13 protein-coding genes are annotated in these 16,298 nt (G+C 71.9%); 4 read left to right on the top strand and 9 right to left on the bottom strand.

Annotation, left to right across the window (positions count from 1 at the left end; all coding sequences use genetic code 11):
* Positions 1 to 6 precede the first annotated feature (6 nt).
* The 4 genes from ACYQ8Q_RS10820 to ACYQ8Q_RS10835 form a co-directional block, all read right to left on the bottom strand.
* Positions 7 to 891 (bottom strand): LLM class flavin-dependent oxidoreductase, encoded by an 885-nt coding sequence (locus tag ACYQ8Q_RS10820; RefSeq protein ID WP_460064011.1) that lies wholly within the window; start codon positions 889 to 891, stop codon positions 7 to 9.
* A gap of 736 nt (positions 892 to 1,627) precedes the next feature.
* Positions 1,628 to 3,427, bottom strand: a complete 1,800-nt coding sequence (locus ACYQ8Q_RS10825) for an FAD/NAD(P)-binding protein (RefSeq protein ID WP_460064013.1) — start codon at positions 3,425 to 3,427, stop codon at positions 1,628 to 1,630.
* 437 nt (positions 3,428 to 3,864) lie between these two features.
* On the bottom strand, positions 3,865 to 4,461 hold the full coding sequence (locus ACYQ8Q_RS10830) for a GTP-binding protein (protein WP_460064016.1): 597 nt from the start codon (positions 4,459 to 4,461) through the stop codon (positions 3,865 to 3,867).
* Positions 4,462 to 4,575: 114 nt separating this feature from the next.
* On the bottom strand, positions 4,576 to 5,724 hold the full coding sequence (locus tag ACYQ8Q_RS10835; protein ID WP_460064019.1) for a DUF5685 family protein: 1,149 nt from the start codon (positions 5,722 to 5,724) through the stop codon (positions 4,576 to 4,578).
* Between the two features lie 307 nt (positions 5,725 to 6,031).
* Here ACYQ8Q_RS10835 and ACYQ8Q_RS10840 point away from each other — a divergent pair, with 307 nt between their 5' ends.
* Positions 6,032 to 6,469 (top strand): cell division protein SepF, encoded by a 438-nt coding sequence (locus ACYQ8Q_RS10840; RefSeq protein ID WP_055634925.1) that lies wholly within the window; start codon positions 6,032 to 6,034, stop codon positions 6,467 to 6,469.
* A 42-nt stretch (positions 6,470 to 6,511) separates the two neighbouring features.
* Here the strand turns inward: ACYQ8Q_RS10840 and ACYQ8Q_RS10845 are convergent, their stop codons facing one another.
* Both ACYQ8Q_RS10845 and ACYQ8Q_RS10850 read right to left on the bottom strand, forming a co-directional pair.
* Positions 6,512 to 7,702 carry an acyl-CoA dehydrogenase family protein gene (locus tag ACYQ8Q_RS10845; protein WP_460064023.1) on the bottom strand — a complete coding sequence of 397 codons (1,191 nt, stop codon included), beginning with the start codon at positions 7,700 to 7,702 and terminating at the stop codon, positions 6,512 to 6,514.
* Positions 7,703 to 7,827: 125 nt separating this feature from the next.
* Positions 7,828 to 9,432 (bottom strand): MFS transporter, encoded by a 1,605-nt coding sequence (locus ACYQ8Q_RS10850; protein WP_460064026.1) that lies wholly within the window; start codon positions 9,430 to 9,432, stop codon positions 7,828 to 7,830.
* 248 nt (positions 9,433 to 9,680) lie between these two features.
* Between ACYQ8Q_RS10850 and ACYQ8Q_RS10855 the strand changes: the two genes are divergently transcribed.
* Together ACYQ8Q_RS10855 and ACYQ8Q_RS10860 are read left to right on the top strand one after the other, a co-directional pair.
* Positions 9,681 to 10,955, top strand: coding sequence for a mannosyltransferase family protein (locus tag ACYQ8Q_RS10855; RefSeq protein ID WP_460064028.1), 1,275 nt, complete (start codon positions 9,681 to 9,683; stop codon positions 10,953 to 10,955).
* A gap of 195 nt (positions 10,956 to 11,150) precedes the next feature.
* Positions 11,151 to 12,179: a phosphatase PAP2 family protein gene (locus tag ACYQ8Q_RS10860; protein ID WP_460064030.1), complete on the top strand. Its 1,029-nt coding sequence runs from the start codon at positions 11,151 to 11,153 to the stop codon at positions 12,177 to 12,179.
* A gap of 110 nt (positions 12,180 to 12,289) precedes the next feature.
* Here the strand turns inward: ACYQ8Q_RS10860 and ACYQ8Q_RS10865 are convergent, their stop codons facing one another.
* Positions 12,290 to 12,490: an I78 family peptidase inhibitor gene (locus ACYQ8Q_RS10865; RefSeq protein ID WP_460064031.1), complete on the bottom strand. Its 201-nt coding sequence runs from the start codon at positions 12,488 to 12,490 to the stop codon at positions 12,290 to 12,292.
* 323 nt (positions 12,491 to 12,813) lie between these two features.
* On the opposite strand from ACYQ8Q_RS10865, the gene ctaD reads away from it, so the two are divergent.
* Positions 12,814 to 14,478, top strand: a complete 1,665-nt coding sequence (gene ctaD, locus ACYQ8Q_RS10870) for an aa3-type cytochrome oxidase subunit I (protein ID WP_460064033.1) — start codon at positions 12,814 to 12,816, stop codon at positions 14,476 to 14,478.
* Here the strand turns inward: ctaD and ACYQ8Q_RS10875 are convergent.
* Together ACYQ8Q_RS10875 and ACYQ8Q_RS10880 are read right to left on the bottom strand one after the other, a co-directional pair.
* Positions 14,466 to 15,749: an ABC transporter substrate-binding protein gene (locus tag ACYQ8Q_RS10875; RefSeq protein ID WP_460064035.1), complete on the bottom strand. Its 1,284-nt coding sequence runs from the start codon at positions 15,747 to 15,749 to the stop codon at positions 14,466 to 14,468. The genes ctaD and ACYQ8Q_RS10875 overlap by 13 nt on opposite strands.
* A complete protein-coding gene (locus tag ACYQ8Q_RS10880; protein WP_460064038.1) occupies positions 15,718 to 16,284 on the bottom strand; it encodes a hypothetical protein in 567 nt (188 codons plus the stop codon). The genes ACYQ8Q_RS10875 and ACYQ8Q_RS10880 overlap by 32 nt, the downstream gene beginning before the upstream one ends.
* Between the last annotated feature and the right edge of the window lie 14 nt (positions 16,285 to 16,298).

The following is a 16,298-nucleotide window of genomic DNA, read 5'->3' on the forward strand; positions in this document are numbered from 1 at the left end:
ATGTGGTCAGCCTTTCGCTACCGGGTCGGACGACCCGAGGGGTGAGGATCCGCCCGCGTACTGGTGGGCGGGCCGGGCCAGGTCGAGGTGCTCGCGCAGGGTGCCGCCCGGGTAGAAGGTGCGGAACAGACCGCGGTGCTGGAGCAGCGCTACCGTTCCGTTGACCAGGCGTTCCAGATCGCGGTGGGGGTCGACGGGGACCAGGTGGAAGCCGTCGGCCGCGGCGTCCCGGTGCCAGGAGGCGATCAGCTCGGCGAGGTCGACGGGGCCGCCCCGGTAGAGCGGGCCGCGGCCGGTCTGCCGGGGGCCGCCCCCGCCGTGGCCCGGTTCGGCCGCGTGCTCGCCGTCCCCGAGGTCGACGAGCAGACTCACCAGCACCCGCAGGGAGTCCGGGTCCCGCCCGGCCGCGGCGGCCGCCGCGCGCAGGTCCGCGCGGACGGCCCGGGCCTCGGCGGAACCCGCCACCCGGACCAGCGCCACATCGGCGTACCGGGCGGCGGCGGCCCGGACGGCCGGCTCGGTGGCGTCGGCGACCCGTACGGCATGCCCCTGCGCCGACGGGGGCACGGACAGCTCCCCCGACGCGACCCCACCCGGTGACACGTCGATCCACCGACCGACCCGCCCGGACGCAACGACCTCGACACCGGCCTCGACACCGGCCTCGTCACCGTCACCGGCACCGCTCCCGACCGGCGGCCCGGTGAGCCGCCCGCTTGCCGGCCCACCGAGCGGGACCATCTGGCCGACGGCCCCGGCACCGGCACCGCTCCCGGTTGACGGCCCGGACCGCTGCCCGGTCAGCGGGGCCACCTGGCCGTCGCCCCCGGCATCGACCCCGGTCGACCGCCCGCTTGTCGGCCCGGTCTGCAGCTCGGTGAGCGGGGCCACCCGTCCGACGGTCCCGGCACCGGTCCCGGTCGACCGCCGGGTTGACGGCCCGGACCGCTGCCCGGTCAGCGGGGCCACCTGGCCGTCGGCCCCGGCACCTGCACCGGTCGATGGCCCGCTTGCCGGCCCGGTCTGCAGCTCGGTGAGCGGGGCCACCCGTCCAACGGTCCCGGCACCGACCCCGGTCGATGGCCCGGTCGACCGCCCGCTTGCCGGCCCGGACCGCTGCCCCGTCTGCGGCCCGCTGAGCGGGGCCACCAGTCCGACGTGATACGTGGCATCCGCCATCCGGCCGAGCACGATCGAGGCATCGAGCCCGGATCCGGACCCAGCCGCAGCCCCAGTCCTGGCCCCGGGCCCGGACCTGGAGCCAGAGCCAGAGCCAGAGCCAGACCCGGACCCAGACCCGGAGCCAGAGCCAGACCCGGAGCCAGAGCCAGACCCGGAGCCAGACCCGGACCCCGAGCCAGACCCGGACCCCGAGCCAGACCCGGAGTCGGCGAACGTGGCGTCCAGTGTCACGAAGTCGAGCCCGCCGCGCTCGGCGAGCCGTGCCAGCTCGACATAGGGACCGGCCCCGTCCGCCCCGGGCAGGGAGAGGGCGGCGGCCAGATGCAGCAGTCCCATGGCTCACAGCGCCTTGGACGGCAGCGGCCCCGGGCCGGACCCCCGACGCGGGGGCCTGAGGGCGACCATGACGGTCATCGCGGGAACTCCTTCGGTGGGCCGGGTCGGCTCAGGCGGCGGCATCGGCGCCGAGGTCGCGCAGGAACACCAGGGCGGCGCGCGCGGTGGCGTCGTTCTGCCGGAACGCGGGACCGCCCGTGCGGGGGCGGGTGAACGCGCCGGGGGTGCGTCCGTCGGTGTGCGGGCCGAGCGCGAACCGCCGCGGGTGCGGCCGCCCGCCGCGGTCCAGGACCCGTCCGTCGGCGCGGTCCACCCGCAGCAGTCCGTCGGCCGTCTCCCCGGCGCCCTCGGCGTGCAGGGCGCGCAGCAGCGGGTCGAGGGCGCGGCGCAGGGTCGGTTCGGGCAGCCGCGCCTCCACCAGCGCCCGTGCCTCGACGGAGAATCCCGGCACGGTCGGGCTGGACGCCCGGAACACCCCGCCCTCGGCGTGTACGGCCATGTCGGCGCCGACGAACCGGAGTACTCCGGCCCGGGACAGCGCGAGCAGCTGCCGCAGCCGGGGTCCGGGCGGCCCGGAGGCGAGGTAGCTGAAGAACCCGTGCCACCAGGACCCGATGTCCCCGAGCCGCACGAGCTGCCCGTAGACCGACAGCAGCCCGAGGAACACGGACAGATCGGCGCTGTGCGCGGGATCGTGACGGCGGCTCAGATCGTCCTCGACGTACCGTCGCAGGCCGTCCTGGAACTCCTCGTGCGAGGCGTACCGCCGCCCGTCCAGCGGCCGGTCGAGCGCGGCCAGGTCGAGCCGGTCGGCCGGGTCGGGCACGGCGGAGGCGACGAGGGCCTCCCGGTCGGCCTCCCCGGAGGCGGCCGCGTACTTCTCCTCGAAGTCCGTCCAGGCGATCGCGGTCCGCTCGGGGTGGGCGGCGAACAGCCGGTGGTAGTGGGCGAAGCCCAGCTCCTTCTCCACCAGCGGCCACACATCCCGCCGGAAGTCGAACCCCCCGGGCCGGGCGAGGAGTTCGTCGGTCTCGGTGGGTCCGAGGAACCGGGGCAGCGGGGGCCGCTCGCCGGTCCAGTCGTAGCCGATCTTCGCGTGGTACGGCACTCCGCGCCGCGACCCGACGTACAGCACCGGCTCCCGCCCCGAGGGCACATAGACGTCCCCCTCGTAGCGTCCGCCGCGCCCCTCCGTGAGCAGCACCATCAGATCGACGAAGGCCAGCCCGAAGCCGCGCACGAGGACGGGTTCGCCGGGCCGGAGCGCGGACAGGTCGCTGTCGGCGGTGAAGTCGGGCGGCAGATGGACGAGCCCGTGCTCACGGGCGTACGCGGCCAACTCCCCCTGATTACCGTCGAGTTCGGCGTCGAGATGGCCGAGGGCCAGGACGACGAGGTCGGCGTGGAGCGGCTGGGACCGCCCCTCCAGCCACACCTGCTGACGCCCCTCGCGGGGACCGCTCACCCGCAGCGCGCGCCGGGGGTGGTGGTGGACGGTGATCTCCTCCGGCAGGGCGGCGACGGCCTGTTCGTGCACCCAGCTCAGATAGGCGCCCTGGAGCTGCCGGTCGGCGAAGAGCCGCCCGTCGACACCGGCCCACTCGTGCAGGGTGGGCCCCGGCCGCACCGGACCGTCCATCACCACGGTCTCGTCGGTGAACATGGTGACGTCCTCGGCATGCGAGTTCATCCACAGCAGCGGTGACTGCGCGGCCCGCCAGATCCGGCCGGCGCCCGGCGGGTGCGGGTCCACGAGATGGATGTCGAGGCCCGGACCGGCGTACAGCTCGGGCGCGCTGGCGGCGATGCGTTCGATCAGACCGGTCCCCCGCGGCCCGGCCCCGACGATGACGAGCGACTGTCTCGTGTCCGGGGCGGCGGGAACGCGGGCAAGGGTGTGGGAAGACATGCGAAGGCTCCGTGACGCAATCGGTCGAACACGGTGGATGCCTTCACACGGAGAACAAACGACGGCCGAGCCCCTCAGCAGGGCCGTACAGCGAGAGTACGGCGGTGTTTCCCCTCACTGTCAAGGCTGTCCGGACTGTGAGCCGTACGTCTCAAGTCGGTTGACGCCCCACCGGAGACCTGTTCCACTTGGCCCATGCATCCGCAGCAGTGGCTGGTCACCCGCTCCCACATCGACTTCGGTCGAGTGTGGTCCTCTTCCTGTTGAGCTGACCCCCTGCGCGCCCCGGCCTCTTGACCGCCGGGACGCTTTCGCGTTCTCGCCCTTCGCCTTCACACACCCCTCCCCTCCCTGCACAGCCACGTTCACGCCCACCCACCTCAGGGGCGCGGGGAACTGCGCGAACAACCCCCACGCACCCACACCCGTACGGCGATTCAGCGCACCCCCACGGTCCGCACCCCGGAAGAAGCCCGCACCCCGATGACCCGGTCCATCAACACCCCCAGGACATCCCGCACCGACCCCCGCTCCCGCGCGTCGCACTCCAGCACCGGCACCTCGGGGTCCAGCCCCAGCACTCCCCGGACCTCCTCCAGCGCGCACCGCTCGGCCCCGTCGAATCGATTCACCGCGAGCACGAACGGCGCCTCCTGCGCCTCGAAGTAGTCGACGGCGGGGAAGCACTCCTCGATCCGCCGGGTGTCCGCGAGGACGACCGTCCCCAGCGCCCCCTCCACCAGGTCGTCCCACAGGAACGAGAACCGTGCCTGCCCGGGCGTCCCGAACAGATACAGCGCGATGGCCGGATCGAGGGTGATACGCCCGAAGTCGAGCGCGACGGTGGTCCTGGTCTTGGTCTCCACCCCTTCCAAGGAGTCGACTCCCACCGACACCTGGGTGATCGCCGCCTCGGTGTCGAGGGGCTCTATCTCGGAAACGGCCCCGATGAAGGTCGTCTTACCGACCCCGAGCCCCCCGCTCACCACGATCTTCACGGCAAGCGGCACGGTTTTCTCTGAGCGCCCGGGCATGATCCCTGATCCTTTCGAGCTTCCGTGTCTCGACAGGAGATACGTCCCGGAGCCGCCCGGCACTCACCGCGTGCGTCAACCGCGTGCATCAACCGCGTGTGTCAACCGCGTGTGTCAGCAGGAACAGTCGCAGCCGCAGCAGTCGCATCCGTCGCAGCAGTCGCAGTTGCAGCAGTCACCGCACCCGCAGTCGCAGTTCCCGCAGCAGCCCTCACGCTTCCTGCGCGACCACGGCCCCTCGAACTCGTCGGCACAGCACACCTGGCAGGTGCAGAACAGCCCGAGCGCGACCGCGCACCCGGCGAGCAGCCCCCGCGGCTGCTTGGGCGGCGCGGGCATCTGCGGCGGCGGCCCGAACGCGGCACGCCCCTCGTACGCATGCCCGTGCGCATGCCCGTGTCCGCACGAGGACGTCCCGAACGCCCGGTCCACCGACCGCTCCAGCTCGTGCGCGAGCAGCAGATGCGCGAGCCGCCCCTCCGTGAACTCGACGTCCTTCAGCGCGAGCCGTATCCCGTGCAGGGCGTCGTCCGCGAGCCGCCGGGCCTCGGTGAGCGGGGTCCCGGTGGCCGTGAGCGGATTCCAGGCGCCGGCCTCGGCATCGGCGGCCTGGTCCTCCACGGCGTCCAGCAGATGCGCGAGCCGTCCGAAGAGCCGCCCGGCCTCGGCGAGCGGGACGGCGTTGCCCGGCCGGCCGGCGAGGATCGCGGTGTGCGCGAAGGCGGCAGCCGTGGCGGTCTCGGTCGGTTCGGTGACCGTCAGCAGCGAAGTACCGGGCCCGGCCAGCGCCTCCAGCCCGATCTGCCGGTCCACCGCGTCCACCAGGACCGCCGTGTCGAAGCCGACCGCGGCCCCGGCGCGTGCGCCGGCCCGCCCCCAGCTCCTGGCCACCCTGCGGGCGGCGACGGCGACCGGACGCCGGGCCAGCAGCCCGTCCCCGTCGGCGACATGGTCGCGCACCTTGGCCGAGGCCAGCACCAGCGAGACGGCCGCCGCGAGCCGCGCCCCCTCGCCCTGGGCGACGGAGGCGGTGCGCATCCCGCGCAACGGGCACGGCCCCGCCGTACGCCGCCACCCGCCCCCGGTCCCGGCCTGAGCCTCCGTCAGAACCGAGACGAGCAGCCCGTCGTAGTTGGTGACGACCCGTGCGAACTGGCCGTGGTCGCCGCGCAGCGCGAGACAGAGTCCGCACAGATGCGCCATCCACTGGCTCTTGAGCCGCTCACCGAGCCGGTGACTGCACGGTCTGACGATTCCGAACATGACAACCCCCGCTCTCAAGACATTGAGCTGCCGCATGCTACCGGCCGATAATCGACGTTGAACGCTCCGCCCTGTTCACCCGTACGCACCACGTATCACCCGTACGCCACGAACAGTCATATTTCACTCTCAGTCAGCAGCCGTACACAGCAGGACCCTTGGGGGACGCGGGCTCTCGACGGATTCTCTGTGCACCAGTACCGTCACAAACCCCCCGCGCGGCGTCTATCCACTTGGCGCGACATCCGCATCATGGACGACCATGGGTTGCGGAAAGGAAGAAAGACCGCTGTGAGAGGAGGCGTCCATGGGATCGGTGCGCAAGGCGAGTGCCTGGCTTGGCCTCGTCGACGACAACGATGACGAGCGTTACTACGACGACGACTACTCCGAGGGGACCGACTCGCAAGACGCCTGGGTCACCGACCCGCGCGTCAAGGTCGCCTCGGACACGGCCGAGGAGAAGGGCCGCCGGATCGGCACGGTCACCCCGGACAGCTTCCGGGACGCGCGGCTCATCGGTGAGCTGTTCCGCGAGGGCGTGCCGGTCATCGTGAACCTCACGGCCATGGAGGCCGGGGACGCCAAGCGCGTCGTCGACTTCGCGGCCGGCCTGATCTTCGGACTGCGCGGTTCGATCGAGCGGGTCTCGACCCGGGTGTTCCTGCTGACCCCGTCCAACACGGAGATCGTGAACGGCGACCCGGCCGGGCACCGCACGGACGGTTTCTTCAACCAGAGCTGAGGCAGGGCCGCTCGCCGGCCCCGCCTCGGCCCCCGGGCCGGGTCAGCGGAAGGCGTCGAGTCCGGTGAGCGCCTTGCCCAGCACGAGCTGGTGCATCTCGACGGTGCCCTCGTAGGTGAGCACCGACTCCAGGTTCGTCGCGTGCCGCATGACGGGATACTCCAGCGAGATCCCGTTGGCCCCGAGGATCGTCCGCGCGGTGCGGCAGATCTCGATGGCCTCCCGCACGTTGTTGAGCTTGCCGAAGCTGACCTGCTCGGGACGCAGGCGGCCGGCGTCCATGCGCCGCCCCAGATGGTGGGCGAGCAGAATCCCCTTGTGCAGCTCGACCGCCATGTCGGCGAGCTTGGCCTGGGTCAGCTGGAACCCGCCGATGGGCCGCCCGAACTGCTCACGGGTGCGGGCATAGTCGACGGCGGCCTCGAAACAGGTGCGGGCCGCGCCCATCGCGCCCCAGACGATCCCGTAGCGGGCGTGCGACAGACAGCTCAGCGGCCCCCGCAGTCCGACGACCTCCGGCAGTACGGCGTCCTCGGGCAGCCGCACCTCGTCCAGCACCAGCTCACTGGTCACGCTGGCGCGCAGCGACCACTTGTGCTTGATCTCCGGCGCGGAGAAGCCGGGGCTGTCGGTGGGCACGACGAATCCGCGGACGCCCGCGTCGGTCTGCGCCCAGACGACGGCGACCCCGGCCACGGACCCGTTGGTGATCCACATCTTCCGCCCGCTCAGCACCCAGTCCGAGCCGTCGCGCTTGGCGTACGTGCGCATACCGGCCGGATCGGACCCGTGGTCGGGCTCGGTGAGCCCGAAGCAGCCGATGACCTCGCCGGCGGCCATCCGGGGCAGCCACGCCTGCTTCTGCTCCTCGGAGCCGAACCGGTGGATCGCGTACATGGCGAGGGAGCCCTGCACGGACACCAGGGACCGGATCCCGGAGTCGGCGGCCTCCAGCTCCAGACAGGCGAGCCCGTACTGCACGGCGCTCGCCCCGGCGCACCCGTACCCGTCGAGGGACATCCCGAGCGCCCCGATCGTCCCGAGCTCCCGGGCGAGCTCCCGGATCACCGGCAGCTCCCCGCTCTCGTACCACTCGGCGACGAACGGCTCCACCCGCTCCGCGGCCCAGCTCCGCACGGTGTCGCGGATCGCCAGATCCTCCGGTTCGAGCAGATCGTCGATCCCGAGCGGATCGGCGGGGTCGAAGGGGGGCAACTTCGAGGACGCGACCATGACGAGATCCTCCGCGGCGAGCCGAAAACTAGCAGCGCTAGTTACGATGTCGGTCCGAAGGTACCACCCGAGGCTCTACGGAGAGCCGCCGACGGCGAACCCGCCCCTCAGGCAGGGCCGACCTGTCAACGCACGGTCACGGGTGGTGCGTGGGTGGGAGACACCTCGCGGGGAGCGGGCAGCGCAACCGCCGACTCGCACTGCATCACCCGCGGCAGCCTCAGCGCCATCACCGCCCCGAGCAGCAGCAACCCCGCGCTGACCAGGAGCGTGACATGCAGCCCGTGCACGAAGCTCTCCCTCGCGGCCCGCCGCAGCGCCGCCCCGGTCGGCCCGCCGAGCTGACCTGCCACCTCGTAAGCCTCGCCCAGCGAGTGCCCCGCGGCCGCCGACGCGGACGCCGGCACCCCGGGCACCGAGGACAGTCCGGGCGTGTACGCCGCGTTCATCACGCTGCCGAGCAGCGCGATCCCGATGCCCGCGCCGAGCTGGTAGGAGGTCTCGCCGATGGCCGCCGCGCCGCCCGCCCGTTCCGGCGGGGCCTCGCTCAGCATCGACTCGTACGCCGCGAACAGCGTCGTCTCCAGCCCGAACCCGAGCAGCACGAACCCGGACAGCAGCAGCCCCGTGTTGTCCGCCTTGCCCATCGCGGTGAGCAGCAGCACGGCGAGCGCGGTCAGCAGGAACCCCCCGCACACCATCCGCCGCGGCCCGAACCCGCGCAGCAGCCGCGCCCCGGCCAGTCCCGCCGCCATCGCGGCGAAGGTCAGCGGCAGCAGTCGTAGACCCGTCTCCAGCGGGGAGAGACCGAGCACCAGCTGCAGGTACTGCGCGGCGATCAGCTCCAGACCCACCAGCGCCAGCATCGCCAGCACGATGCACCCGACGGAGGTGCTGAACGCCGGCCGGGAGAACATCCGCAGGTCCACCAGCGGATGCTCCCGCCGCCGCTGACGCCGTACGAAGAGGACCATCAGCACCGCGCCGACCAGCAGCGGCACCACGGTGAACGCGCCGAGCTCCGCGCCGCCCAGCCGCTTGACGCCGAGGACCAGGGTGAACAGCCCGGCCGCCGCCATCAGCGCGCCGACCACGTCCCAGGGCCCCTCGCCGGTGCCCCGGGACTCCGGCAGCAGCAGCCGCCCCACCGGGAGGCTGACCAGCATCAGCGGGATGTTGACGAGGAAGACCGAGCCCCACCAGAAGTGCTCCAGCAGGAAGCCGCCGAGCAGCGGTCCGACGGCCGCGCCGACCGCGGCCACCGCGCTCCAGATGCCGATGGCGAGCGCCCGTTCCCGGCGGTCGGGGAAGACCTGCCGCAGGATCGACAGCGTGGCCGGCATGATCATCGCGCCGCCGACGCCGAGCAGGGCCCGCGCCAGGATCAGCACCTCGGCGCTTCCGGCGAAGGCCGCCAGCGCGGACGCGACGCCGAACAGGGCGTACCCGATCAGCAGGATCCGGCGGCGGCCCACCTTGTCGCCGAGCGTGCCGAACAGGATCAGCAGCGAGGCGCAGACGAGTGGATAGGTGTCGACGATCCAGAGCAGCTCGATCGCGCCGGGCCTGAGGTCCTCGGTGACCGCGGGCACCGCGACGTGCAGCACGGTCGCGTCGACCGCGACCAGGAGCAGGCTGACGCAGAGCACCACGAGCACGACCCAGCGGTTGGCACCGGCCCCGGCCGCCCGACGGCGCAGCCCGACGGCGGCCGTGGTCGTCCCGGACATGTACGTACCTCCCAGGTGATCCCCTCGGTCCGGCGGGCTCGCGGGACGGGGACTTCCCACGACTCGGCCGGAGAGGAGCGGTGGTCTCCGGCCCGCGCAAACGAACACGAGTGACTCGCAGCGTACGCGAGTTCGCGCCAAGGCCACGTGGCGGAACTCTCACACGTCACGGCGAACCCTGTGGTGTACGCCACTTCCCGAGCAGCTGTTTTCCCGGTCCGCGTACCGCCCGGTCGATAATCGGGGCCGTGACGGATCTTGGAACGCGCGTGGTGGCGCCCGGCGGTACGGCCCTGCGCCGGGCGGCCCCCGCCCTGCTGGGCTACATGGCGGTACGGGGCCTCGGCCTGCTCGTCCTGGCCCTGTGGAGCGCCGCCCGCGGCACGAGCGCGCACACCCTGCTGACGGCCCGCTGGGACGCCCTCTGGTACACGAGGGTGGCCGAGCTGGGATACGGCTACGAGGTCCGGCTGCCCAACGGGGACGTCCACTCCAATCTCGCCTTCTTCCCGCTGCTGCCGTGGCTGGAAAGGCTGCTGCACGCGGTGAGCCCGCTGTCCTACGCCGACGCCGGGTTCACGGTCGCGCTGCTCGCCTCGCTCGCCGCGGCCTGGGGGATCTTCGCGGTCGCCGACCACGTGTACGGCTCTCGGGTGGGCGTCTGCGCGGTGCTCGTGTGGGCGCTGCTGCCGGTCGCGATCGTGCAGTCGATGGCGTACAGCGAGTCGCTGTTCACCGCGCTCGCCGCCTGGTCGCTGTACGCGGTGCTCACCGGACGGTGGGTGGTCGCGGGTGGGCTCGCGTCACTGGCGGGTCTGACCCGCCCGGTGGGGCTCGCGGTGGTCGCGGCGGTCTGGGCGGCCGGTCTGGCGTCCTTCCTACGGGAGCGGGGCGCGTCCTCGGGTTCCCCGTTCGGGCGGAGCGGCAGCACGGCGCCCGCGCCCGGCGCGCGCCCGGCCGAACACGCCCCCCGCCCGGCCGCGGACGGCTCTCTCCGGAGCGCACCGGCACCAAAGGGCGCCCGCCCCGCCGTACGCGCCCTCGGCATGCTCCTCGCGCCGCTGGGCACCGCGGGCTATGTGCTGTGGGTCGGCCACCGCACCGGGCGTGGCCCGCTCGGCTATCTCGACGTCCAGGCGGGCTGGCGCAACGGCTTCGACGGCGGTTACGCCTTCGCCCGTTTCATCGCCGACAAGTTCACGTCATTCCCGTCCGCCCTGGCCGGCCTGGGCCTGATCGTCGGCGTCGCCGCGCTGATCCGGCTGTACATGGTCTGCGTCCGGCAGCGTCAGCCGCTTCCCCTGCTGGTCTACGGCGGTGCGGTGCTCGTCCTCGCCCTGTGCGCGTCGAGCTACTTCGGCTCCAAGCCGCGGCTGCTGCTGCCCGCGTTCCCGCTGCTGTTCCCGCTCGCCGTGGCCCTGGCCCGGCCGCGCGCGTCGAGGGCGGCGCTGGTCGTGGGCGGTGTCGCGGTGGCGTCGGCCGTGTACGGGGCGTGGTGGCTGAACGGCTCCGGTCCTCCGTGAGTTTCCGGTGAACTCATTCATAAGTTCCTTAAAACTGTCTCCCACAATGATCAAAGGAATTGAAGGAACCGGCGTTCGAGGATTAGCGAATCCGCAGGAATTAAGTCCCTCCTGAGAGCAATCCCACATCACATGGTCATCACAAACCAGGGGATTCGGTCGGGCGCCGAGCTCACTCGCTGTAACGTCGTTTAGGTGCGTACCGAACGAAACCTCACCCGTCTGGACCGGGTGTTCGCCAGGCTCGACCGTGAGCCGGAACGACCGGCCCACATCGATGTGCCGAGGATGAGCAGGCACCGGATCGCGCTGTTCGCGGCGACCCTGGCCTTCTATCTGGCGATCGTGTGGCTCGTGGTGGTCACCTCGTGGCTGGTCCGCCTCGACTGGCAGGTCATGTTCTTCCGGCCGTACCAGCAGTGGCCCGAGATCCACGCGTTCCTGGACTACTACGTCGTCCTCGGCCAGCGCGGCCCGACCGCCGTCATGGTCGCGGCCTGGCTCGGCTGGAGATCCTGGCGGCAGCACACCCTGCGCCCGCTGCTCACCCTGGGCGCCTCGCTGCTGCTGCTGAACATCACCGTCGGCGCCGCCAAGCTCGGCATGGGCCGGCTCGGACCGCACTACGCGACCGCCATCGGTTCCAACGAGATGGGTCTGGGCGGCGACATATTTCCCAGCGGCCACACCGCCAACGCGGTCGTGACCTGGGGAATCCTGGCCTATCTGGCCTCCACTCCACGAGCCCGCCGCTGGCTGTCCGCCGTCTCCGCGGTGGTCTCGCTGGGCGTCGGTCTGACCACCGTCTACCTCGGTACGCACTGGCTGAGCGATGTCGTACTCGGCTGGGCCGCGGGGCTGCTGATCCTGCTGGCCCTGCCCTGGTGCGAGCCGCTGATCGCCCGTGCCGAGATCGGAATCCTCGACCTGCGCGACCGCTGGCGCGAGCGCCGCACCGGCACCCTCCCGGCGCCGGCCGCGCCCGTCGCCGTACCCGTGCCGTTCGCACCGCGGCCCACGGCCCAGGAGGAGGCCGCGGCGGCCCGCGAGACGGTCGCGGCCGCCCGTTCGCCCCGGGCGCCGGTCTACCTGGCCCCGGGCCCGCACACGCCCCGCTCCGAGCGCACCCCGGTCACCCCCGTCGGCAGCCGAAGACCCCCGCACACCGAGCGTGTGCCGCGCGGGGCGACCGCCTCCGCGGCCCGGCCGCTGGCCGGCGGCTGACCGGCGGCAGACCCCCTGAGCAGCGGGACCACCGGTACGCACAACCGGTCCCGCGACCGAAGGCCCCGGTTCCCCTCCTGACGGGAACCGGGGCCTTCGCCGTGTCGTGCTCAGCCCTTCCAGGCCCGCGCCACCCGCCCGTCGCGCACCTCGAAGTTCAGCCGCCCGAATTGGTACTCCATGGTGATGATCGTCCCGGGCGCCAGCGCGCGGACGGTCGACCACCCCCGTTCCCGGGCCAGCCGCTCGGCGTGAGCGGCGTCGAGACCGACGTATCCGTCCGGATTGTCCTGGGGCTCGTTCACTGACATACGGCCCACGCTAGGCCGCGCGGGGCCACCGGGGAAACCCCCCGGAACGCGCGTGCGGATCACTCCGGTCACGCTTCTGTCACAGGATCACGACGGATGTTCCGGTCGAACTCGGTCACACGGACGAGCGGTTCCCGGGGCCTTCCGTACGCATTCGAACGTAATTCCCGCGTGTCGTCACCGCTCCTCGGAAAAACCGGCGGAATGTTCCCGGAGAATCCTCCCCCGAGCCCCTTTCCCCGGCCTTTTCGCACGGGTTCGCGGGAGCTGACACCTCGTAGGAAATGCACCACTTGGCCACACAACCTCCGCAGGGGCGAGCGATGGGGACACAGACCGTACCGGCGACGGCACCACCCGTGCGACGCAGGCGCAGGGGCCGCGTGGTCGTCGACTGGCTCACCACCACCGATCACAAGAAGATCGGTCACCTGTACCTGATCACGTCGTTCGTGTTCTTCCTGATCGGCGGGGCGATGGCCCTGGTGATGCGGGCCGAGCTCGCCCGGCCCGGACTCCAGATCGTGGACAACGACCAGTTCAACCAGCTGTTCACGATGCACGGCACGATCATGCTGCTGCTCTTCGCGACCCCGTCCTTCGCGGGCTTCGCCAACGAGCTGATGCCGCTCCAGATCGGCTCCCCGGACGTCGCCTTCCCCCGGCTGAACATGTTCTCGTACTGGCTGTTCCTGTTCGGCGGGCTGATCGTGCTCGGCTCCCTGCTCACCCCGGGCGGGGCCGCCGCCTTCGGCTGGTTCGCCTACGCGCCGCTCAACAGCGCCCGGTTCTCCCCCGGCATCGGCCCCGACCTGTGGATCATGGGGCTGGCGCTGGCCGGGTTCGGCACGATCCTCGGCGCGGTCAACTTCATCACGACGATCCTCGGGATGCGCGCCCCCGGCATGACCATGTTCCGGATGCCGATCTTCACCTGGAACGTCCTGTTCACCTCGATCCTGATCCTCTTCGCCTTCCCGGTGCTGGCGGCGGCCCTGCTGGTGCTCGAGGCGGACCGAAGGTTCGGCGCCCAGGTGTTCGACGCGGACAACGGCGGGGCGCTGCTGTGGCAGCACCTGTTCTGGTTCTTCGGGCATCCCGAGGTCTACATCATCGCGCTGCCGTTCTTCGGGATCATCACCGAGATCATCCCGGTCTTCAGCCGCAAGCCGATCTTCGGCTACCTCACCCTGGTCGGCGCGACCATGACGATCACCGGGCTGTCGATCGTCGTCTGGGCGCACCACATGTTCGTCACGGGCGCGGTGCTGCTGCCGTACTTCTCCTTCATGAGCTTCCTGATCGCCGTCCCGACCGGCGTGAAGTTCTTCAACTGGACCGGGACCATGCTCAAGGGCTCCCTGTCGTTCGAGACGCCGATGCTGTGGGCGGCGGGCTTCCTGGTGACGTTCCTGTTCGGCGGGCTGACCGGGGTGATCCTGGCCTCTCCGCCGATGGACTTCCAGGTCAGCGACTCGTACTTCGTCGTCGCGCACTTCCACTACGTCGTCTTCGGCACGGTCGTCTTCGCGGTGTTCGCCGGATTCTCCTTCTGGTGGCCGAAGTTCACCGGGAAGATGCTGGACGAGCGGCTCGGGAAGATGCACTTCTGGACCCTCTTCGTCGGCTTCCACCTGACGTTCCTGGTGCAGCACTGGCTGGGCGCGGAGGGCATGCCCCGCCGGTACGCCGACTATCTCGCCGCCGACGGTTTCACCACCCTGAACACGGTCTCGACGATCGGCGCCTTCCTGCTCGGCCTGTCCACGCTGCCGTTCCTCTACAACGTCTGGAAGACCACCAAGTACGCCGAGAAGGTCGAGGTCGACGACCCCTGGGGCTACGGCCGCTCCCTGGAGTGGGCGACCTCCTGCCCACCCCCGCGGCACAACTTCACCACCCTGCCGAAGATCCGCTCGGAGTCCCCGGCGTTCGACCTCCACCACCCCGAGTACGCGGCCCTGGAGGCGGCCGATCAGGGCGGGTAGGCGAGCTGGGGGACGTCGAAGCAGGTGCGGTCCATGTCCCCCTGGGTGATCCAGCCCCTGCCGTCCCGCCAGCGGGCGACCGACAGACAGGTCCGCCGGGTCTTCGGCGGCGCGGTGAGCCGTTCGAAGACGACCGGGATCAGCAGGCCGCCGGCGTCGAAGCCCTCGCTGCGGTCCATGAAGGCGTCGACGCACGCGCGCGTGATGCCGCTCGCCGCACACGACCGCGCCGCCCGGGTGAACCACTGGGCCGCCGCCCAGCCCTCCAGCTGCCACTGGGAGTGCGTCGGCAGGCCCTTCGTCGCCTCCCGGAACTCCCGTACGGCCGGGTCGGAGGTGTCGTCGAAGTTCCGGCTGGACCCGGTCACCCACAGGGCGCCGCGGCAGGCCGGGGAGTTCCTGTAGTCCTCGGGGACGGTGGACGTCCAGTTCTGCACATGGGTGACCTTGGCGGTGACCCGGGCCCCGACCTGGTCCATCGCCTCGCACAGCCGCGCGTTGCCATGGGTGTCGAGGGCGTCGAGGACGAGGTCGGCGCCCCGCGCCTTCAGGTCGGCGGCGGCGGCGCGGAAGTTGGGCAGCGCGAAGTCGACCTGCTCCGCGACCACCTGGTAGCCCTCGGCCCTCAGCCCCCGCTCGACCAGCCGGGCGTAGGACGTGGACGCCGGCTGGTTGTAGGAGACGACGGCGGCGGTACGGGCGCCGTGCTCCCGCTTGAAGTAGCGGTAGACCTCGGTGCCGCCGTACAGCTCGCCGTCCCAGCCCGGGGTGCCGTCGCGGGGCGCGAGGCTGCCGTAGATGCCGTAGAGGTGCGGCCAGGTGTCGTAGGCGGGGCCGATGGGCTGGCCGCCGATGTCGGGCACGCGCGCGTGGGAGACGCGGGGGGCGCCCGCGTAGTCGAGGGAGGTGGTGGCGACGAGGGCGACGACCTTGTCCTCGTCGAGCAGCCGGTGCACACAGGTGTTGTTGCCGACACCGCTGCCGCCGTCGTCGCACAGCCGCACCTCGACGCGGTGGCCGTCGATGCCGCCGCGCGCGTTGATCCGGTCGAACCAGGCCACCGCCCCGTCGCGCGGCCCGGTGAAGGCGGCGCCGCCGAGGGGGCTGGTCGTGCTGGTGATCACGCCGACGCGGACCGGGGCGGCCCGCGGGGACGCGGTGGCGTGCTCGAAGTCGCTCTCCGGGAGCCGGCTGCCGCAGGCCGCGCTCAGCAGGAGCAGCAGCGCGGCGGCAGCGCCCTCAGCAGCCCGGGACCGCCGACGCCGACGCATCACCGCTCAGCCCGACCAGGGCGCACAGGGTGGTGACGGAGACCTTCCAGGTGCCGTTCTGGAGGACGGCCTTCCCGGTGGCGCTCGGCAGCGCGGTCGCGCCGTCGAGGGTGAGGGTGTACGTCACGGTCGCCTCGGTCGGGGAGGTGAACTCGACCTTCTCGACCTCGGCCGCCACCTGTCCGCCGCGCTGGTCCCCGGCGAAGGCCCGGAGCATCGGGCCCATCATCCGGCCGTTCTCCAGCAGGGCCTGCTTGTCGGCGGTGGAGGTGGCCGGGTCGAAGAACGTCTGCCAGTTCTGCCGGACCTGCTGTTCGGCCGCCGCCGCGTCGGTGGGCGCGGTGGCCGCCCCGCCGACCGTCGCGGTGGCCGTCACGGTCGCCTTGCCGCCCCCGCCCCCGTCGTCGCCGCACGCCGCGAGGGCCGGGGCGAGCGCGAGGAGGAACACCGCCGCCAGTGCCGTCGCCCGTATGCCCCGCGTCCCCCGCGTCCCCTGTGTCCCCCGGGTCCGTCCGAGGTCGCTCCCGAGAAGCATCACGCTCACCACCG

Source organism: Streptomyces sp. YKOK-I1 (assembly GCF_054660435.1).